This is a genomic window from Burkholderia sp. PU8-34, from assembly GCF_053427725.1.
This window is the reverse complement of record NZ_JBSAXC010000006.1, coordinates 337,262-357,100: the sequence shown is the minus strand read 5'-3', so window position 1 is coordinate 357,100 and position 19,839 is coordinate 337,262. Positions and strand designations below refer to the sequence as shown.

The 19,839-nt window shown below is 66.1% G+C and carries 21 protein-coding genes; 12 read left to right on the top strand and 9 right to left on the bottom strand.

Annotation, left to right across the window (positions count from 1 at the left end; translation table 11 throughout):
- Positions 1-36: 36 nt before the first annotated feature.
- Positions 37-2,178 (bottom strand): polyribonucleotide nucleotidyltransferase, encoded by a 2,142-nt coding sequence (gene pnp, locus ACV22Z_RS17795; protein WP_448077589.1) that lies wholly within the window; start codon positions 2,176-2,178, stop codon positions 37-39.
- Here pnp and ACV22Z_RS17790 point away from each other — a divergent pair.
- A complete protein-coding gene (locus ACV22Z_RS17790; protein WP_448077588.1) occupies positions 2,171-2,455 on the top strand; it encodes a hypothetical protein in 285 nt (94 codons plus the stop codon). The two genes, pnp and ACV22Z_RS17790, sit on opposite strands and share 8 nt — an antisense overlap.
- 15 nt (positions 2,456-2,470) lie before the next feature.
- On the opposite strand, the gene rpsO is transcribed toward ACV22Z_RS17790, so the two are convergent.
- Both rpsO and ACV22Z_RS17780 read right to left on the bottom strand, forming a co-directional pair.
- Positions 2,471-2,740: a 30S ribosomal protein S15 gene (gene rpsO, locus ACV22Z_RS17785; protein WP_006398792.1), complete on the bottom strand. Its 270-nt coding sequence runs from the start codon at positions 2,738-2,740 to the stop codon at positions 2,471-2,473.
- A 118-nt stretch (positions 2,741-2,858) separates the two neighbouring features.
- The gene (locus ACV22Z_RS17780) at positions 2,859-4,118 is read right to left on the bottom strand and encodes a branched-chain amino acid ABC transporter substrate-binding protein (RefSeq protein WP_448077587.1); all 1,260 of its coding nucleotides are present in this window, start codon (positions 4,116-4,118) and stop codon (positions 2,859-2,861) included.
- Between the two features lie 214 nt (positions 4,119-4,332).
- Between ACV22Z_RS17780 and ACV22Z_RS17775 the strand changes: the two genes are divergently transcribed.
- Entirely contained in the window at positions 4,333-4,833 is a 501-nt protein-coding gene (locus ACV22Z_RS17775; protein ID WP_448077586.1) for a hypothetical protein, read from the top strand.
- Between the two features lie 100 nt (positions 4,834-4,933).
- On the opposite strand, the gene ACV22Z_RS17770 is transcribed toward ACV22Z_RS17775, so the two are convergent.
- From ACV22Z_RS17770 to ACV22Z_RS17745, 6 genes are all read right to left on the bottom strand, one after another.
- Positions 4,934-6,478: a 2-isopropylmalate synthase gene (locus ACV22Z_RS17770; protein WP_448077585.1), complete on the bottom strand. Its 1,545-nt coding sequence runs from the start codon at positions 6,476-6,478 to the stop codon at positions 4,934-4,936.
- Between the two features lie 327 nt (positions 6,479-6,805).
- Positions 6,806-7,678: a CDP-diacylglycerol--serine O-phosphatidyltransferase gene (gene pssA / locus ACV22Z_RS17765; protein ID WP_448077584.1), complete on the bottom strand. Its 873-nt coding sequence runs from the start codon at positions 7,676-7,678 to the stop codon at positions 6,806-6,808.
- A gap of 15 nt (positions 7,679-7,693) precedes the next feature.
- Positions 7,694-8,338, bottom strand: coding sequence for a phosphatidylserine decarboxylase (locus tag ACV22Z_RS17760; protein ID WP_448077583.1), 645 nt, complete (start codon positions 8,336-8,338; stop codon positions 7,694-7,696).
- A 127-nt stretch (positions 8,339-8,465) separates the two neighbouring features.
- Positions 8,466-9,482 carry a ketol-acid reductoisomerase gene (gene ilvC / locus ACV22Z_RS17755; RefSeq protein ID WP_448077582.1) on the bottom strand — a complete coding sequence of 339 codons (1,017 nt, stop codon included), beginning with the start codon at positions 9,480-9,482 and terminating at the stop codon, positions 8,466-8,468.
- Between the two features lie 94 nt (positions 9,483-9,576).
- Positions 9,577-10,068 carry an acetolactate synthase small subunit gene (gene ilvN / locus ACV22Z_RS17750; RefSeq protein ID WP_006750445.1) on the bottom strand — a complete coding sequence of 164 codons (492 nt, stop codon included), beginning with the start codon at positions 10,066-10,068 and terminating at the stop codon, positions 9,577-9,579.
- 112 nt (positions 10,069-10,180) lie between these two features.
- Positions 10,181-11,944, bottom strand: coding sequence for an acetolactate synthase 3 catalytic subunit (locus ACV22Z_RS17745; RefSeq protein ID WP_448077581.1), 1,764 nt, complete (start codon positions 11,942-11,944; stop codon positions 10,181-10,183).
- Positions 11,945-12,296: 352 nt separating this feature from the next.
- On the opposite strand from ACV22Z_RS17745, the gene ACV22Z_RS17740 reads away from it, so the two are divergent.
- The 10 genes from ACV22Z_RS17740 to ACV22Z_RS17695 all read left to right on the top strand — a co-directional run bounded on the left by ACV22Z_RS17740 (position 12,297) and on the right by ACV22Z_RS17695 (position 19,742).
- Positions 12,297-12,860: an RNA polymerase sigma factor gene (locus ACV22Z_RS17740; protein ID WP_448077580.1), complete on the top strand. Its 564-nt coding sequence runs from the start codon at positions 12,297-12,299 to the stop codon at positions 12,858-12,860.
- Positions 12,857-13,285: a DUF3619 family protein gene (locus tag ACV22Z_RS17735; protein ID WP_448077579.1), complete on the top strand. Its 429-nt coding sequence runs from the start codon at positions 12,857-12,859 to the stop codon at positions 13,283-13,285. The genes ACV22Z_RS17740 and ACV22Z_RS17735 overlap by 4 nt, the downstream gene beginning before the upstream one ends.
- Before the next feature lie 28 nt (positions 13,286-13,313).
- Positions 13,314-14,066, top strand: coding sequence for a DUF3106 domain-containing protein (locus tag ACV22Z_RS17730; protein WP_448077578.1), 753 nt, complete (start codon positions 13,314-13,316; stop codon positions 14,064-14,066).
- 6 nt (positions 14,067-14,072) lie between these two features.
- Positions 14,073-14,582, top strand: coding sequence for an RDD family protein (locus tag ACV22Z_RS17725; protein WP_448077577.1), 510 nt, complete (start codon positions 14,073-14,075; stop codon positions 14,580-14,582).
- A gap of 203 nt (positions 14,583-14,785) precedes the next feature.
- On the top strand, positions 14,786-15,721 hold the full coding sequence (locus ACV22Z_RS17720; RefSeq protein ID WP_448077576.1) for a UDP-2,3-diacylglucosamine diphosphatase: 936 nt from the start codon (positions 14,786-14,788) through the stop codon (positions 15,719-15,721).
- 26 nt (positions 15,722-15,747) lie between these two features.
- The gene (locus tag ACV22Z_RS17715; RefSeq protein WP_448077575.1) at positions 15,748-16,782 is read left to right on the top strand and encodes a glycosyltransferase family 4 protein; all 1,035 of its coding nucleotides are present in this window, start codon (positions 15,748-15,750) and stop codon (positions 16,780-16,782) included.
- A gap of 11 nt (positions 16,783-16,793) precedes the next feature.
- Positions 16,794-17,330 carry a diacylglycerol kinase gene (locus ACV22Z_RS17710; protein WP_448077637.1) on the top strand — a complete coding sequence of 179 codons (537 nt, stop codon included), beginning with the start codon at positions 16,794-16,796 and terminating at the stop codon, positions 17,328-17,330.
- Positions 17,331-17,644: 314 nt separating this feature from the next.
- Positions 17,645-18,388, top strand: coding sequence for a TetR/AcrR family transcriptional regulator (locus ACV22Z_RS17705; RefSeq protein ID WP_448077574.1), 744 nt, complete (start codon positions 17,645-17,647; stop codon positions 18,386-18,388).
- A complete protein-coding gene (locus ACV22Z_RS17700; RefSeq protein WP_448077573.1) occupies positions 18,385-18,966 on the top strand; it encodes an LOG family protein in 582 nt (193 codons plus the stop codon). Before ACV22Z_RS17705 ends, ACV22Z_RS17700 begins: the two co-directional genes overlap by 4 nt.
- A gap of 14 nt (positions 18,967-18,980) precedes the next feature.
- Positions 18,981-19,742, top strand: coding sequence for an SDR family oxidoreductase (locus ACV22Z_RS17695; protein ID WP_448077636.1), 762 nt, complete (start codon positions 18,981-18,983; stop codon positions 19,740-19,742).
- Positions 19,743-19,839: the final 97 nt, after the last annotated feature.

Below are 19,839 nucleotides of genomic sequence, written 5' to 3'. Positions count from 1 at the left end.
GCTTTCGCGCTGCCGGCCGTTCGTACGTCCGCTCGCTTACTGCTGCGGCGGCGTATCCGATTGCGACGCTGCCTCGTTCAGCAGCGCCTTCGCCGACAGGCGCACGCGACCCTTCTCGTCCGTCTGGATCACCTTGACCTTGACCTGCTGGCCTTCCTTCAGGTAGTCGTTGATGTCCTTCACACGCTCGTTGACGATTTCCGAGATGTGCAGCAGGCCGTCCTTGCCCGGCAGCAGGTTCACGATCGCGCCGAAATCGAGCAGCTTCAGCACCGTGCCCTCGTACACCTGACCGACTTCGATCTCGGCCGTGATGTTCTCGATGCGCTTCTTCGCTTCGGCCATGCCTTCGCTGTTCGTGCTCGCGATCGTCACGACGCCGTCATCCGAGATGTCGATCGTCGTGCCGGTTTCTTCGGTCAGCGCGCGGATCACCGAACCGCCCTTGCCGATCACGTCGCGGATCTTTTCCGGGTTGATCTTGATCGTGATCATGCGCGGCGCGAATTCCGACAGCTGCGTGTTCGCACCCGCCACTGCCGACGTCATCTTGCCGAGGATGTGCATGCGGCCTTCCTTCGCCTGCGCGAGCGCGACCTGCATGATTTCCTTCGTGATGCCCTGGATCTTGATGTCCATCTGCAGCGCGGTCACGCCTTGCTCGGTGCCCGCAACCTTGAAGTCCATGTCGCCGAGGTGATCTTCGTCGCCGAGGATGTCGGTCAGCACCGCGAACTTGTTGCCTTCGAGGATCAGGCCCATCGCGATGCCCGCGACGTGCGCCTTCATCGGCACGCCGGCGTCCATCAGCGCGAGGCAGCCGCCGCACACCGATGCCATCGACGACGAGCCGTTCGATTCGGTGATTTCCGACACGACGCGGATCGAGTAGCCGAATTCGTCAGCGCTCGGCAGGCACTTGACCAGCGCGCGCTTCGCGAGGCGGCCGTGGCCGATTTCGCGGCGCTTCGGCGAGCCGACGCGGCCCGTTTCGCCGGTCGCGAACGGGGGCATGTTGTAGTGGAGCATGAAGCGCTCGCGGTATTCGCCTTCGAGTGCGTCGATGATCTGCTCGTCACCCTTCGTGCCGAGCGTCGCGACGACGAGCGCCTGCGTCTCGCCACGCGTGAACAGCGCCGAGCCGTGGGTGCGCGGCAGCACGCCCGTGCGGATCTCGATCGGGCGCACGGTGCGCGTGTCGCGACCGTCGATGCGCGGCTCGCCGTTCAGGATCTGCGAACGGACGATCTTCGCCTCGATGTCGAACAGGACGTTGCCGACGGTGGCCTTGTCGGCCGCGGCCGTACCGGCCGCCTGCGCGTCTTCCTCGAGCTTCGCCGAAGTCGCCGCGTAGACTTCCTTCAGCTTCGTCGAGCGGGCCTGCTTGTCGCGGAGCTGGTAAGCGGCGAGCAGGTCGTTCTGCGCCAGCTCGGTCACGCGGGCAATCAGCGCCTCGTTCTTCGGCGCCGGCTGCCAGTCCCACTCGGGCTTGCCGCCTTCGCGCACCAGTTCGTGGATCGCGTCGATCGCCACCTGCATCTGCTCGTGGCCGAACACGACCGCGCCCAGCATCACGTCTTCCGACAACTGGTCGGCTTCCGACTCGACCATCAGCACCGCGCGCTCCGTACCCGCAACGACGAGATCGAGGCTCGACGCCTTGATCTGGTCACGCGTCGGGTTCAGCACGTAGGCATTGTCGATGTAGGCGACGCGGGCGGCACCGACCGGGCCGTTGAACGGCAGGCCCGACACGGCGAGCGCAGCCGACGCGCCGATCAGCGCCGGGATGTCCGCCGGGATTTCCGGGTTCACGGACAGCACGTGGATCACGACCTGCACTTCGTTGTAGAAGCCTTCCGGGAACAGCGGGCGCAGCGGACGGTCGATCAGGCGCGACGTCAGCGTCTCATGCTCCGACGGACGGCCTTCGCGGCGGAAGAAGCCGCCCGGGATCTTGCCGGCCGAGTAGGTCTTTTCGATGTAGTCGACGGTCAGCGGGAAGAAATCCTGGCCCGGCTTCGCCGACTTCGCGCCGACGACGGTCGCGAGCACGACGGTGTCTTCGACGTCGACGATCACGGCACCGCTTGCCTGGCGCGCGATTTCACCGGTTTCGAGGCGCACCTTGTGCTGGCCCCACTGGAATTCCTTCACGACCTTGTTGAACATGGACATGGTTGCTCCTTTCGATTCGTTCATAACATTCGCCGCGCCGGCAAACCGATGCGGCGGCGTCCCGGCCGATTCACCCGGAGCAAGGTGTGTTTTTTATGCCATTCCAGCGCAGCGCTCGCGCGAGCGGCGCGCTGGAATGACACAAATCCTGACCCCGGTATCGACCGTTCGGGCAGCCCGGCGCAAAATGGCCTGGCAGCCCGCGGTGCGCGTGACGCTACGCACCGCGCAAAAACAAAATGCCTGTATCAGCGCACTGACACAGGCATCTTGCTGACGGCAATCGCGCCGATTACTTACGCAGACCCAGCTTCTCGATCAGCGCGCGGTAACGGTCGGCATCCTTGCCCTTGAGGTAGTCGAGCAGCTTGCGGCGGCGGCTCACCATGCGCAGCAGGCCGCGGCGGCTGTGGTGATCCTTCGCGTGGGTCTTGAAGTGACCCGTCAGTTCAACGATGCGCGCGGTCAGCAGCGCGACCTGGACTTCGGGCGAACCCGTGTCATTGGTGCCACGGGCGAACTGAGCAACGACTTCCGACTTCTTGATATCTGCGACAGACATTTGATTTCCTTTCTAACTGAACAGGCGGACACGGAAGAATGGCCGTGCCGTGATTTACAACCTGACTTACAACCGGGCGGCATTGTAACACAAGTCTGCGCCATGCCGAACCGGTTTGTCACGGGCGCGTCATCGAGCAGGTGGACGGCATCTCCGTCTGTTGCGGCGGCACCGCCAGTGCCGTGCGAAAGCCGTAGCCGGAACCCTCGTTGTCGAAGCGCACGCCGGGCGCGCCGGCCTTGTCCATGTCGATCACGTAAAGGGGCTGGATCAGCTGATGGTCCTGCGCGCGCATCCGGGACGGATGGAAACCGTTGTCGAACGACAGCCCTTCGAGCGCGCGCGCAACCGCCACCGGATCGGCCGAACCCGTGCGGTTCATCGCGGCCGCGAGCATCTCGATCATCAGGCTCATCCGCAGCACCGGATAATCGTCCTGCGCGGACGGGAAACGGGTCCGGAACGCTCGGTAGAACGCATCCGACTTCGCGCCGCCCGCGTTCGGATGCCAGTCCGCGACGGCGACCACGCGCCCGACGCCCGCGTCGCCGAGCGCCGCCGGCGCGCCGAGACTGTTGCCGTAGAACGTGTAGAACTTCGCGTTCAGCCCCTGCTCGCGCGCGGCCTTCACGAGCAGCGTCAGGTCGTTGCCCCAGTTGCCCGTCACGACCGCGTCCGCGCCGCTCGCACGGATCTTCGCGACGTACGGCGCGAAATCCTTGATCCGCCCGATCGGATGGAACTCGTCGCCGACCACCGCGACGTCGGGCCGCCGCGCCGCCAGCGCCTGCCGCGCGAGCGTGCTGACGTCGTGGCCGAAGCTGTAGTCCTGGTTCAGCAGATAGACCTTGCGCAGCGCGCGGTCGCGCGCCATCACGTCGGCGAGCGCCGCCATCCGCATTCCCGCGTGCGCGTCGAAGCGGAAGTGCCAGAAGCTGCAGCGCGCGCCGGTCAGCGCCGGGTCGTCGGCCGAGTAATTGAGGAACAGCATCTGCGCGTCCGGATTGCGCGCGTTCTGCTTGTCCAGCGCCATGACGAGCGCGGTCGCGACCGCCGAGCTGTTGCCCTGCGCGACGAAGCCGATGTGCCGGTCCGCCGCCGCGCGCAGCTGGACCAGCGCCTCTTCGGGGCTGCCCTTGCTGTCGAGCACGACGAGCTCGAGCGGATGCACGCCGTCGCCAAGCTTCACGCCACCGGCCGCGTTGACCCGCTCGATGCCGAACCGCAGGTTGCGCTCGACCGCAGCGCCCGCGTTCGCGAACGGGCCGGACATCCCCTCGATCAGTGCGATCCGCACCGGCTCGCCCGCCGCGAACGCGGACGTCGCGAGCAGCCACCCTGCGCTCAATGCGAGCGCGCAACGCTTCCAGACCTGCATCGTTTTTCCCGCCCTCCCGAATCTGCGTGAGAAATCTGCGTGAGAAATTTGCGTGAGAAATTTACTTGAGACGCGCGGATCATAGGCTTGCCGGCCCCGTGCGGGCAAGCGCGCGGGCCCGCCGGCGATCCCGCACCGATTTTTTCGGGCCAATGTGCCGGCGTGCGCGGTCCGTGATACAACAACCGTATCCCCGTGTCTTCTGGAGAACCCCATGCGTATTCGTCTCCCGGTGCTGCTCGCCTGCACTGCGGCGCTCTTCGCCGGTTGCGCGCAGCCGTGGCAGCAATATCAGGCTGGCCAGGACCAGTCGGCGATCGTCGCACGCATGGGGCCGCCGCGCGAGATCTACGATCTGCCCGGCGGCGGCAAGCGCCTGATGTGGCCGACCCAGCCGATGGGCGAGGTCACGGTCGCAGCCGACGTCGACGGATCCGGCAAGATCGTCAACGTGCGCCAGGTGCTGCAGCCGAGCGAGTTCTATCGCGCGGAGATCGGCAAATGGACGAAGACCGACGTGCTCGTCAATTTCGGGCGCCCGGTCGAGACATCGTACTTCCCGCTGATGAAGCGCGAGGCGTGGACCTACCGCTACCTCGAGGACAACGTCTGGTACATGATGTACAGCTTCTACTTCGACAGCCAGGGCATCCTGCGGCTCACGCAGAAAACGCCCGACCCGCTGCACGATCCTGACCGCCGCAATCTGTTCTGAAATCGCGGCCGCATTGCGCCGGCCGCCAAATGAGCGGCCCACGAAAAACGCCCCGGGCAGCCGCGAGCCGCCCGGGGCGTTTTGATCGTGCGCGCTGCGCTTACGAGCGCTGCGGATTCACCTTGTCGTCCTTCGCGTGCAACTTGTTCAGCGCTGCGATGTAAGCCTTCGCGGACGCCGCGACGATGTCCGGATCGGTGCCGACGCCATTGACGATCCGCCCGCTCTTCGACAGGCGCACGGTCACTTCGCCCTGCGCCTGCGTGCCGGTCGTGATCGCGTTGACCGAGTACAGCAGCAGCTCGGAGCCGCTGCCGACTTCGCTTTCGATCGCATTGAGCGTCGCATCGACCGGGCCGTTGCCGCGCGCCTCGCCGGTCACTTCCTTGCCTTCGACCGCGAACACGACCTTCGCATGCGGCTGCTCACCCGTCTCCGAATGCTGCGCGAGCGACACGAACTTGAAGTGCTCCTGCTCGGCCGCTTGCGCCGCTTCCTCGGACACGATCGCGATGATGTCCTCGTCGAAGATCTCCGCCTTGCGGTCGGCCAGGTCCTTGAAGCGCATGAACGCGGCGTTCAGGTCGGCTTCGCTGTCGAGCGCGATGCCGAGCTCCTGCAGACGCTGCTTGAACGCATTGCGGCCCGACAGCTTGCCGAGCACGATCTTGTTCGCGGTCCAGCCCACGTCTTCCGCGCGCATGATCTCGTACGTGTCGCGCGCCTTCAGCACGCCGTCCTGGTGGATGCCCGACGCATGCGCGAACGCGTTCGCGCCGACCACCGCCTTGTTCGGCTGCACGACGAAACCGGTGATCTGCGACACGAGCTTCGACGTCGGCACGATCTGCGTCGTGTCGATGCCGACGTCGAGACCGAAGTAGTCCTTGCGGGTCTTCACCGCCATCACGATTTCCTCGAGCGACGTGTTGCCCGCGCGCTCGCCGAGACCGTTGATCGTGCATTCGACCTGGCGCGCACCGCCGATCTTCACGCCGGCGAGCGAGTTCGCGACCGCCATCCCGAGGTCGTTGTGGCAATGCACCGAGAAGATCGCCTTGTCCGAGTTCGGAATGCGCTCGCGCAGCGTCTTCACGAGGTTGCCGTACAGCTCCGGCACGCCGTAGCCGACCGTGTCGGCGATGTTGATCGTCGTCGCGCCTTCGGCGATCACGGCTTCCAGCACGCGGCACAGGAAGTCCATGTCGGAGCGGCTGCCGTCTTCCGGCGAGAATTCGACGTCGTCGGTGAACTTGCGCGCGAAGCGCACCGCGAGACGCGCCTGCTCGAACACCTGGTCGGGCGTCATCCGCAGCTTCTTCTCCATGTGCAGCGGCGACGTCGCGATGAACGTGTGGATCCGGAAGCTCTCGGCCGGCTTCAGCGCGTCGGCCGCGCGCTGGATGTCCTTGTCGTTGGCCCGCGCCAGCGAGCAGATCGTGCTGTCCTTCACGAGGCCCGCGATCGTGTGGATCGCGTCGAAATCGCCGTTCGAGCTGGCCGCGAAGCCAGCCTCGATCACGTCGACCTTCATCCGTTCGAGGTGCTTCGCGATCCGGATTTTCTCTTCCTTCGTCATCGACGCGCCGGGCGACTGCTCGCCGTCACGCAACGTCGTATCGAAAATGATCAGCTTGTCTGTCATGGGGGGCTCCAAGGCTCTTTGTTCGGGGGTACAACGAGACGGGTTTGCGCCACCGCTGGCGACGCTGAACGACAGACGAGCCTGGACGGGGGGCGAAAACGATCAGCGCGGCAGGCGCGCTAGCGCTAGCGCGCGTAGCGGCGCACCGGCTAGAAGGAGGGAGAGGCGGGAAAACGCAGTCATGCCGACGACTATAGCGGCATTCCGCGGGGCGCGCAATCGGACGACACCCGGACGACACGCGAAGCGCGCATCAAAAAAGGGGCAAATAAAAAACGGCGGCCCGCAGGCCGCCGCTCAGGCGCGCATTGCACGCAGCATTACGCGTCAATGCTCGCGCTGCGACGAGCGTGCCGGATTCGGGCGCCCGCGCACCGCCATGTAGGCCCAGAACACGTAGCCGGACAGCCCGTACAGCACGAACAGGCAGAACAGCATCAGCGGCGGATCGGACGACACCAGCACGAACGCGACGACGACCAGCAGGGTCGCCGCGAACGGCACGCGATGGCGCACGTCGAGCGCCTTGCCGCTGTAGAACGGCGCGTTCGACACCATCGTGACGCCGGCATAGATGGTCAGCACGAACGCCACCCACGGCAGCCAGCCGAGCTTCATCGGCACGCGGTTGTCGGTCGCGAGCCACACGAAGCCGGCGATCAGCGCCGCGGCGGCCGGGCTCGGCAGCCCCTGGAAGAAGCGCTTGTCGACGACGCCGATGTTCGTGTTGAAGCGCGCGAGACGCAGCGCGGCGCCCGAGCAGTAGACGAACGCGGCGAGCCAGCCCCAGCGGCCGAGATCCTTCAGCACCCATTCGTACATCACGAGCGCCGGCGCGACGCCGAACGACACCATGTCGGACAGGCTGTCGAACTGCTCGCCGAATGCGCTTTGCGTGTGCGTCATCCGTGCGACCCGCCCGTCCATCCCGTCGAGCACCATCGCCGCGAAGATCGCGATCGCGGCGATCTCGAAGCGCACGTTCATCGCCTGCACGACCGCGAAGAACCCGCAGAACAGCGCGGCGGTCGTGAATGCGTTCGGCAGCAGGTAGATGCCGCGCGTCCTCAGGAACTGCTGGCGCGCGACGCGGCGGCCTTCGAGCGGCGCGGGATCCGGCGTGATCGACTTGTTGCGGCGGAACGGCCGCGGCACCTGGGTGTTGCCGTTGCGCGGCCGGCGCGGTTTGAATGCGGCCATCGTGCGCCCCGCCGCTTACAGTTCCAGCTCGGCGAGGATCGTCGACGACGCGTAGACCTTCTCGCCGATCGACACCTTCGCGCGGCTGCCGAGCGGCAGGTACACGTCGACGCGCGAACCGAAGCGGATGAAGCCGTAGCGCTGGCCGCGCGACAGCGGCTCGCCGGCCCGCACGTAGCACAGGATGCGGCGCGCGACGAGGCCGGCGATCTGCACCGCGGTGACGGTCTTGCCGCTCGCCGTCTGGATCACGACCGCATTGCGCTCGTTCTCGGTCGACGCCTTGTCGATCGCCGCGTTCAGGAACGCGCCCGGGAAATACTCGACCTTGGTCACCGCGCCGTCGACCGGCGAACGCTGCGAGTGAACGTTGAAGACGTTCATGAACACGCTGATCTTCAGCGCTTCGCGGTTCGCGTACGGGTCCTGGGTGGTCTCGACCGCGACGATGCGGCCGTCGGCCGGGCACAGCACGGCGTTCTGCTGCGCCGGGATCGGGCGCTGCGGGTCGCGGAAGAACTGGACGACGAAGACGACCAGCAGCCAGAACGGCCACGCGAAGCCGAAGCCCCCGACGGCATGGATCAACAGCGCGACGACAGCTGCAATCGCGATGAACGGCCAGCCTTCGCGCGCGATGATCGGATGAGGATAGTTCATGGATTCGTTCTGTATTCGGTGAATTGCAAAGCCCGTAGCATAGCAAAAGCCGCCCGGGGCACTGCTGCCTTCGGACGGCTTTTTGATACCGACCCTCCACTCGAAGGGCCGGAACAGCACGCGGAGCTTAGTTCTTCGACTGGTCGACGAGCTTGTTCTTCGCGATCCACGGCATCATCGCGCGCAGCTTCGCACCGACCTGCTCGATCTGGTGCTCGGCCGTCAGGCGGCGGCGCGACTGCAGCGTCGGCGCGCCGGCCTTGTTCTCGAGGATGAAGCTCTTCGCGTATTCGCCGGTCTGGATGTCGGTCAGGCACTGCTTCATTGCCTTCTTCGTCTCTTCCGTGACGACACGCGGGCCCGTCACGTACTCGCCGTATTCGGCGTTGTTCGAGATCGAGTAGTTCATGTTCGCGATGCCGCCTTCGTAGATCAGATCGACGATCAGCTTCAGCTCGTGCAGGCACTCGAAGTACGCCATTTCCGGCGCGTAGCCTGCCTCGACCAGCGTCTCGAAGCCAGCCTTGATCAGCTCGACGGTACCGCCGCACAGCACGGCCTGCTCGCCGAACAGGTCGGTTTCGGTCTCTTCACGGAAGTTCGTTTCGATGATGCCGGCACGGCCGCCGCCGTTCGCCGCTGCGTACGACAGCGCGATGTCGCGTGCCGCGCCCGACTTGTTCTGTGCAACCGCGATCAGGTGCGGCACGCCGCCACCTTGCGAGTACGTGCCGCGCACGGTGTGGCCCGGTGCCTTCGGCGCGATCATGATCACGTCGAGGTCCGCGCGCGGGATCACCTGGCCGTAGTGGACGTTGAAGCCGTGCGCGAATGCGAGCGCTGCGCCCTGCTTGATGTTCGCGTGCACTTCTTTCGCGTACACGTCGGCGATCTGCTCGTCCGGCAGCAGCATCATCACGACGTCGGCGCCCTTCACGGCTTCGGCGACTTCCTTCACCGCGAGGCCGGCGTTCTCGGCCTTGCTCCACGACGCGCCGCCCTTGCGCAGGCCGACCGTCACGTTCACGCCGCTGTCCTTCAGGTTCAGCGCATGTGCGTGGCCTTGCGAGCCGTAGCCGATGATCGTGACTTGCTTGCCCTTGATGAGGGAGAGATCGGCGTCTTTGTCGTAGAAAACGTTCATGATTGTTCCTTCGCTAATTCAGATATTCAAAAATTCGTTCGATTGAGTACTGCGGGCCGGGACATGACGGCGCACCCGGCGTGCCTCTCTGGCATCACACCTTCAGGATGCGCTCGCCGCGTCCGATGCCGGAGCTGCCGGTGCGCACGGTCTCGAGGATCGCGCTCGCGTCCAGCCCCTGGATGAATGCGTCGAGCTTGTCGCTCGCGCCCGTCAATTCGATCGTGTAGGTCTTTTCGGTCACGTCGATGATGCGGCCGCGGAAAATGTCCGACATCCGCTTCATTTCTTCGCGCTCCTTGCCCACTGCACGTACCTTGATCAGCATCAGCTCGCGTTCGATGTGTGCACCGTCGGTCAGGTCCACCACTTTCACCACCTCGATCAGGCGGTTCAGATGCTTCGTGATCTGTTCGATCACGTCGTCGGAGCCGATGGAAACGATGGTGAGCCGCGACAGCGATTGGTCTTCGGTCGGCGCCACCGTCAAGGTTTCGATGTTGTAGCCGCGTGCGGAGAACAGACCGACCACGCGCGACAGCGCGCCCGGTTCGTTTTCCAGCAGGACGGAAATGATGTGTCTCATGTTCGCTTCTTCCAGAATATGTCCGTGTCGATTAGCCTGCGCCGCGCACCGCCGCGTGCCGTGCCGCCCTTCGTGAAGGCGGCCGCCCGCGCACCGGGCGCGCGTCGCGCCGTTACAGGTCTTCCGATCCGAGCAGCATCTCGGTGATGCCCTTGCCGGCCTGGACCATCGGCCAGACGTTTTCGGTCGGATCGGTCTGGAAGTCGAGAAACACGGTGCGATCCTTCAGGCGCAGCGCTTCCTTCAGCGCCGGCTCGACGTCCGCAGTCTTTTCGATACGCATGCCGACGTGGCCGTATGCCTCGGCGAGCTTCACGAAATCCGGCAGCGCATCCATGTACGAATGCGAATAGCGCTTGCTGTATTCGATCTGCTGCCACTGGCGGACCATGCCGAGGTAGCGGTTGTTCAGCGAAATGATCTTCACCGGCGTGTCGTACTGCAGGCAGGTCGACAGCTCCTGGATGCACATCTGGATCGAGCCTTCGCCCGTGATGCACAGCACGTCGTCGTCCGGGTGCGCCATCTTGACGCCCATCGCCGCCGGCAGGCCGAAGCCCATCGTGCCGAGGCCGCCCGAATTGATCCAGCGGCGCGGCTTGTTGAAGCGGTAGAACTGCGCGGCCCACATCTGGTGCTGGCCGACGTCGGAACACACGAACGCGTTGCCGTCCGTCAGCTCCCACGCCTTCTCGACCACGTATTGCGGCTTGATGATCTCGCTTTCACGGTCGTACTTCAGGCAGTCCTTCGCACGCCACTCCTCGATGTCCTTCCACCATTGCGCGAGCGCCTCGGTGTCCGGGCCGTGCTCGGCCGTCTGCAGCTGCTCGATCAGCTCTTTCAGCACTTCCTTCACGTCGCCGACGATCGGGATATCGACCTTCACGCGCTTCGAGATCGACGACGGGTCGATGTCGATGTGGATGATCTTGCGCGGACGCGACGCGAAGTGCGCCGGGTCGCCGATCACGCGGTCGTCGAAGCGGGCGCCGATCGCGATCAGCACATCGCAGTGCTGCATTGCCATGTTCGCTTCGTAGGTGCCGTGCATGCCGAGCATGCCGAGGAACTTCTTGTCCGACGCGCGATAGCCGCCGAGGCCCATCAGCGTGTTGGTGACGGGGTAGCCGAGCAGGTCCGCGAACTGGTTCAGCTCGCGCGACGCGTCGGCGAGGATGATGCCGCCGCCGGTGTAGATATACGGGCGCTTCGCCGACAGCAGCAGCGACACGGCCTTGCGGATCTGGCCCGAGTGGCCTTTCGTGACCGGGTTGTACGAGCGCAGCGACACGCTCTTGACCGGCACGTACTCGCACGGCGTCTTCGAGATGTCCTTCGGGATGTCGATCAGCACCGGGCCCGGGCGGCCGGTGCGCGCGATGTAGAACGCCTTCTTGACGGTTTCCGCGAGTTCGCGCACGTCCTTCACGAGGAAGTTGTGCTTCACGCACGGACGCGTGATGCCGACCGTGTCGCACTCCTGGAACGCATCCTGGCCGATCGCCGCAGTCGGCACCTGGCCGCTGATCACGACCATCGGGATCGAATCCATATAGGCCGTCGCGATGCCGGTCACCGCGTTGGTGACGCCGGGGCCGGACGTCACGAGACAGACGCCGACATTGCCGGTGGAACGCGCATACGCGTCGGCTGCGTGCACGGCCGCCTGTTCATGGCGCACCAGCACGTGCTGAATCTTGTCCTGCTTGTACAGCTCGTCGTAGATGTAGAGTACCGAGCCGCCGGGGTAGCCCCAGATGAATTCGACGTTTTCGTCGGCCAGTGCCTTCATGAGCACGGTGGCGCCGATCGAGTCGCTATCGGGAGGGGAAAGGGGTTCCGACGTGGAGAATTCCGCGCTGGGCATGTTCATTTTGACCTTTCGAATTTTCGGCAAAAAATTGATCGGGTGCTCTCTGCCGGGCTTGTGGCTCGGGTTCAAGCGGCGCGTCCAGTTTGAAGGGCGGGCTTCTTGGGCCAGCCTCAAATGAGACCATCACTTATGTTGCGAACGGACGACGATAGCGGGTCGAGCGAACGCCGTCAAGTGAAATGTCCCGCAGCGCACCATCGACGCCCGGCCGCGCACGCGTCCCGCGGCTCGCGCGCAACGTGCCGATCCGGCCCCGGTGTCAAGCATCGCGAAAATTTGTTAGCATCCGCGGGTTTTACGAAATTTTTCGACCCCTCTTCACGCCGCAGTCCGCAGCGCATACCTTCACGGAATGGCATCAGACAAGGAACTCGCCGACTTTCTGGCGGGCGTCGAAAGGCGCGCGTTCAAGCAGGCCGCGTACGCGGTGCGCGACGACGACGCGTCGCTCGACATCGTGCAGGACGCGATGATCAAGCTGGCGGAAAAATACGGCGACCGCCCGGCCGCGGAGTTGCCGCTGCTGTTCCAGCGTATCCTGCAGAACACGATCCACGACTGGTTCCGCCGGCAGAAGGTGCGCAACACCTGGGTCACGCTTTTTTCGTCGCTCAACAATACGGACGACGAAGACTTCGACCCCCTCGAGACGCTCGAATCGGCGGACCATACGCCGGGCGTCGAGAGCAGCGAGCACCAGCTCGAACGGGAGCAGGTTCTGGCCCTGATCGACGAGGAAATCCAGAAGCTTCCGGCGCGTCAACGGGAAGCGTTCCTGATGCGTTATTGGGAAGATATGGATGTCGCCGAGACTGCCGCCGCAATGGGGTGCTCCGAAGGCAGCGTCAAGACGCATTGCTCGCGAGCCACCCACACGCTGGCACACGCGCTCAAGGCCAAAGGAATCACGCTATGAGCTCCGCTCCCGAAAACCGAGAACTCGAATTCGCGCTGAAGGTGCGCCGCGCGCTCGACGAGCGTTCCGCCGCGCTGCCCGCCGCCACCACCGACCGGCTGGCTGCCGCCCGCCGGGCCGCGCTCGCGCGCAAGAAACCCGAGCCCGCGACGGCGCCGGTGTTCGTGCCCGCATTGGCCGGCGCGGCCGGTGCCTACGGGCCGGTCCGCACGCCTGCCCGCCCGCCGGCATCGTTCGCGCGCCGCCTGCTGCGCGCGTGGCCGCTCGCGCTGCTGCTCGCAGGGCTCGTCGGCATCGCGTACTGGGAAGACATGCAGCGCACCGCCGAGCTGGCCGATATCGATGCGGCGATGCTCAGCGACGACCTGCCGCTCAACGCCTATCTCGATCACGGGTTCAACGCGTATCTTTCGCACGCCCACTAAACCAATACGCAACGAGGGGACCGCACGGGTGAGTCAGAAACACGGCCTGGCCGTATTCTTCGGATGCGTGATCGCGATCGCCGTCGCCTACGTCGCCACGTATTCGCGCTTTCACCCGGAACCCGCGGCGGTCGCTGCCGCGACCGGCGCGCCCGCCATCGCGTCCGCCGCCATCGCGCTCTCCACCGATCTCGCGCCGCTCCCCGCGGCGAGCGGCCCGCTGTCGTGGGCACGCCTGTCGCCTGCGCAGCACGTCGCGCTCGCGCCGTTCGCCGACCAATGGGATTCGTTCAGCGACGCCCGCAAGCGGAAATGGCTGAAGATCGCGTCGCGCTTCCCGAAAATGACGCCTGATGCGCAGAAGCGCCTGCAGGAGCGCATGACCGAATGGGTCAAGATGACTCCCGATCAGCGCCGCGTCGCGCGCGAAAACTACCAGGTCGCGACCGGGCTGTCCGCGCAGGCGCGCGAGCGCGCGTGGAAGGCCTACCAGCAGCTGCCCGAGGAGCAGAAGGAGCGCCTCGCGGCCGCCGAGCGCCGCCGCCGGCCATCCGTCGTCAGCGCGCCGCCGACCGCCAAGAGCGACCGTGACGTCCGCCGCCTCGTCAACGCGCACGACCATCCGGCCAGCAACCCGAACGTTGTGTCGCAGCAGGCCGCGTCGAGCAGCGCCGGCGCGCCGCCGGCCGTCGCTTCGTCCACCGCCGGCAGCGCGCCGGCGCCGGCCGCGGTGACGCCCGTGTCGCCCGCCGACGCGCCGTCGTTGTTCAAGGGATCCTGAGCGGCCGTGCCGCACGCCCCCGCGCACCCGCCCGTGCTCACCGCCCCGCCGTCCGTCCGGCGGCGCCTCGCCGCGATGCTGTACGAGGGCGTGCTGCTGTTCGGCGTCGTGTTCTTCGCCGGCCTCGCGTTCAGCCTCGCGACCCGGCAGCGCAACGGCCTCGTCCATCACAACCTGCTTGCCGCGTGGATCGCACTCGTCGTCGGCGCGTACTTCGTCTGGTTCTGGACCCACGGCGGCCAGACGCTGCCGATGAAGACATGGCGCCTGCGGATCGAATCGGCCGCCGGCCGGCCGCTGACCGCCGCGCATGCGCTCGTGCGCTACGTGCTCGGCTGGCTGTGGTTCCTGCCCCCGCTCGCGCTGCATCCGCTCGCCGGACTGTCGGTGCCCGTCACGCTGGCGCTGGCCGGCGCGTGGATCGCCGTCTGGGCCGGTGCCGCGCGGCTGCACCCTGCGCGCCAGTTCGCGCACGACCTGCTCGCGCGCACCCGCATCGTCGCGCTGCCGCGCTGACCCCCGCATCGCCCGTGCCACGCGCACGCCGGCGGCCAGCGGTTTCGACGCTCGCAGACCGATCCGGCCCGCCGTGCCGCGGCACCTGAAAATTCGCCCCTGAACGCGGTTTGCACGCGGTAATAAGAACGTCTCGTGACTGTCATGGCACAGTCACGCCCGCATGGCGGAATGCCGGTAATGTCAACCGGCGCGAGTCATGCATGGGCCAGAAATCGTCTGCGACCTCCCTGTTTCGTCACCCTCTCGGCGCCCGCGCCGCCACCGCTTTCCTGTCCGGCCCGGCCGCGGCCGACGCCCTCGCCGCGCAAGACCCGCCTGCCGCGCACGCGAGGCAGCACGACGACCACGAACCGTCCGCCCATCGCTACCGCACCATCTGGCTGTCCGACATCCACCTCGGCTCGAGCGGCTGCCAGGCGCCGTACCTGCTCGACTTCCTGCGCCACAACGACTCGGAATACCTGTATCTCGTCGGCGACATCATCGACGGCTGGCAGCTGAAGAAAGGCTGGTACTGGCCGCAGGCGCACAACGACGTCGTGCAGAAGATCCTGCGCAAGGCGCGCAAGGGCACGCAGGTCGTCTACATCCCCGGCAACCACGACGAAGGCGCGCGGCAGTTCTGCGACCTCGCGTTCGGCGACATCCAGGTACGCGGCGAGGCATTCCACACGACGCTCGCGGGCAAGCGCCTGTGGATCGTGCACGGCGACCTGTTCGACGGCGTGATCCAACATGCGAAGTGGCTCGCCTATCTCGGCGACACGCTGTACACGCTGATCCTCGTGCTGAACCGCTGGTTCAACCGCATCCGCAGCCGCCTCGGCTTCCAGTACTGGTCGCTGTCGCAGTACCTGAAGCACCAGGTGAAGAACGCGGTCAACTTCATCTCGCAGTTCGAGACCGTGATGACCGACGAGGCACGCCGGCGCGGCTGCGACGGCGTCGTGTGCGGCCACATCCACAAGGCGGAGATCCGCGACATCGACGGCGTGCTGTACTGCAACGACGGCGACTGGGTCGAAAGCCTGTCCGCGCTCGTCGAAACGATGGAGGGCGAGCTGAAGGTCGTCTACTGGACGGTGATGCGCACGCCGTCCGAATCCGCATCGCGCAAGACCAAAGCCACCGCCTGACTCACACTTACAGGACACATGCCGCGATGAAGATCATGATCGTCACCGACGCGTGGGAACCGCAGGTCAACGGCGTCGTGCGCACGCTGAAGAGCACGACCCGCGAACTCTCCGCGCTCGGCCACCGCGTCGAACTGCTGACGCCGCAGGAATTCCGCACGGTGCCCTGCCCGACCTACCCGGAAATCCGCCTGTCGATCCTGCCGTACCGCAAGCTGCGCGCGCGGATCGACGCGTTCGCGCCCGATGCGCTGCACATCGCGACCGAAGGGCCGCTCGGCCTCGCCGCGCGCCGCTATGCGCGCGCGCGCAAGCTGCCGTTCACGACTGCGTATCACACGCGCTTCCCGGAATACGTGCAGGCCCGCTTCGGCATTCCGCTGGCCGCGACCTATCGCTTCCTGCACTGGTTCCACGGCCCGTCGCGCGCGGTGATGGCGCCGACCCCGGTCGTCAAGCACGACCTCGAGCAGTACGGCTTCACGAACGTCGTGCTGTGGACACGCGGCGTGGATCTCGATATCTTCCGTCCCATGGAATCCAAGGTCCTCAACACCGCCCGGCCGATCTTCCTGTACGTCGGGCGCGTCGCGATCGAAAAGAACGTCGAGGCGTTCCTGCGGCTCGACCTGCCCGGCTCGAAGTGGGTCGCGGGCGAAGGCCCCGCGCTCGCGGAACTGAAATCGCGCTATCCGGAAGCGAACTACCTCGGCGTGCTGTCGCAGGCCGAACTCGCGAAGGTGTACGCGGCCGCGGACGTGTTCGTGTTCCCGAGCCGCACCGACACGTTCGGCCTCGTGCTGCTCGAAGCGCTCGCATGCGGCACGCCGGTCGCCGCGTACCCGGTCACCGGGCCGATCGACGTGCTCGCCGACGGTACCGCGGGCGCGATGCACGAGGACCTGCAGGAGGCCTGCCTCGAAGCGCTGAAGATCGAGCGCACGACGGCCCGCGAGTGGGCCGAACGCTTCTCGTGGCGCGCGGCATCCGAACAGTTCGCATCGCATCTGCAGCCGCTGCCGAAGGACGCCTACACGACTCCCGAAGGTGCTGCCGTTTGAAACGAGACCCGCTGAAACGAGACCCGCACGACCGGACACTGTCTGCCGCCACACGCGCGCAACGGCACGCGCCGTTCGACGAGGACGACGCTGCGCATCACGCGGACGCGGGCCCGCACGAGCCGCTCGGCCCCGACGATCCGCTCGCGCCGCTGGCGCCGAACCCGTACAAGCGCAATCGCGGCCTCACGCGTGCCTGGTATGCGCTCAAGCATTCGCTGAACGGCTTCAAGGTGGCGATCCGCGAGGAAAGCGCGTTCCGCCAGGAGCTCACGCTCGCCGCGCTGATGCTGCCGATCGGCGCGTTCGCGCCGGTGCCGGCCGCGTCGCGCGCGCTGTTGATCGCGTCGGTGCTGCTGGTGCTGATCGTCGAGCTGCTGAACTCGAGCGTCGAGGCCGCGATCGACCGCATCTCGCTCGAGCGCCACGAGTTGTCGAAGCGCGCGAAGGATCTCGGCAGTGCGGCGGTGACGGTCGCCCTGTTCGCGTGCGTGACGACGTGGGGCTTCGTGCTCGGCCCGGTCGTCGCGCGCTGGCTCGGCTACTAGGCCAGGCCCCTTTCGCACCTTCAGCACCTTCAGCACCTTCAGCACCTTCAGCACCTTCAGCACCTTCAGCACCTTCAGCGCCTTCAGCGCCTTCAGCGCCTTCAGCGCCTTCAGCGCCTTCAGCGCGAACAGCCGCAGGCGTCCGATGCGGCAGCGCATCGTCGCCGGGTATGCCCCGATGCGGAAATGCACCCGGGCCGGCAAAACCCCGGTTTATAATCGTCCGCTAGACATAGAACAGTAACCCGCGCCGGACGAATCACGCAGCATCGATTGCAGCGCCCGCCAGTCCGGCACTCACAGGGCCGGACGACATGGAAGCGAAACCTCCCCGCCGCACGCGCGAACGGATTCTCGAGTTGTCGTTGAAACTCTTCAACGAGATCGGCGAACCGAACGTCACCACGACGACGATCGCCGAGGAAATGGAAATCAGTCCAGGCAACCTGTACTACCATTTCCGCAACAAGGACGACATCATCAACAGCATCTTCGCGCAGTTCGAGCAGGCGATCGAAAAGCGCCTGCGCTTTCCCGAAGATCACCGTCCGACAATCGACGAGACATGGTCGTACCTGCAGTACATGGCCGACTTCATGTGGACGTACCGCTTCCTGTATCGAGACCTCAACGACCTGCTCGCGCGCAACCGCACGCTCGAGACGCATTTCAAGCAGATCATCAGCCACAAGGTGCGCTTCGCGCGCGACATGTGCGAGCTGCTCGTCTCCGATGCCGAGATGGTCGCGACGCCCGCCGAGATCGAGGTGATCGCAACCAACATGGCCGTGATCTCGACCTACTGGCTGTCGTACCAGTACGTGATGCACCCGCGCAAGTACAACGACCAGGATGCGATCCGCGAGGAACTGCACCAGGTCAGCATGCACGTGATTTCCGTGATGGCGCCGTACCTGCGCGGCCGCTCGCGGCAGATCTTCGACGACCTCGCATCCGGCAAGCTGCCGAAGCGCGAGTTCTACGACTACCTGCCGCCGCGCGACGGTTCGCCGCGCGCAGCCGGCGGCGCGGCCACGGCGAAGGACGCGAAGCAATGAAGGCTGTATGCGTCTATTGCGGGTCGTCGCCCGGCGTGCGGCCCGTCTACGCGGAAGCCGCGCGCGCATTCGGCCGCGCGCTCGTCGCGGCGGATCTCACGCTGGTCTATGGCGGCGGCCGCGTCGGGCTGATGGGCACGATCGCCGACGAAGTGATGGCGGCCGGCGGCCGTGCCGTCGGCGTGATCCCCGAACTGCTCGTCGACAAGGAAGTCGGCCACACGGGCCTGTCGGAACTGCACGTCGTGCCCGACATGCATCACCGCAAGAAGATGATGGCCGACCTCGCCGACGGGTTCGTCGCAATGCCCGGCGGCGCCGGCACGCTCGAGGAGTTCTTCGAGGTCTACACGTGGGCGCAGCTCGGCTATCACCGCAAGCCGGTCGCGCTCTACAACATCGATGCGTTCTACGATCCGCTGATCGCGCTGCTCAGGCATACGGTCGACGAAGGCTTCATGCGGCCGGCCTATTTCGATGCACTGTGCATCGACGCCGACCCGACTGCGCTGATCGAACGCCTGCGCCGCTACCAGCCGCCCGCGCGCGACAAGTGGGCGCCCGACGAAACGGAATGATCGCGCCCCGTGCGATGACCGAACCGTCCGAACGCAAAGTCGTCCTCATCACCGGCGCGAGCCGCGGCATCGGCCGTGCGACCGCCGTGCTCGCGGCCGCGCGCGGCTGGGACGTCGGCATCAACTACGCGCGCGATGCGGCGGCGGCGCTCGCGACGGCCGATGCCGTGCGCAGCGCGGGCGGCCGCGCCTGCGTCGTGGCAGGCGACGTATCGAACGAAGCGGACGTCATCGCGATGTTCGACACCGTCACTGCGACGCTCGGCCGGCTCGACGCGCTCGTTAGCAACGCGGGCATCGTCGCACCGTCGCTGCCGCTCGCCGACATGCCGCTCGAGCGGCTGCAGCGGATGTTCGACACGAACGTGCTCGGCGCGTACCTGTGCGCGCGGGAAGCCGCGCGCCGCCTGTCGACCGATCGCGGCGGCCGCGGCGGCGCGATCGTCAACGTGTCGTCGATCGCCGCGCGGCTCGGCTCGCCGAACGAATACGTCGACTATGCAGGCTCGAAGGGTGCGGTCGATGCGCTGACGATCGGCCTCGCGAAGGAGCTCGGCCCGCACGGCGTGCGCGTCAATGCAGTGCGGCCGGGCCTGATCGAGACCGAGATCCATGCAAGCGGCGGCCAGCCGGGGCGCGCCGCCCGCCTCGGCGCGCAGACGCCGCTCGGCCGCGCGGGCGAAGCGCATGAAATTGCCGAGGCGATCGTCTGGCTGCTCAGCGACGCCGCGTCGTACACGACGGGCGCGCTCCTCGACGTCGGCGGCGGCCGGTAACCCGGCCGTTTCCGCCCAAAGTGTTGCATCCGAGCAACACTTGATCAAGCCACCACAAATCTCCACAATTCCGCGACAGTTTTCGTAAACACCCGTA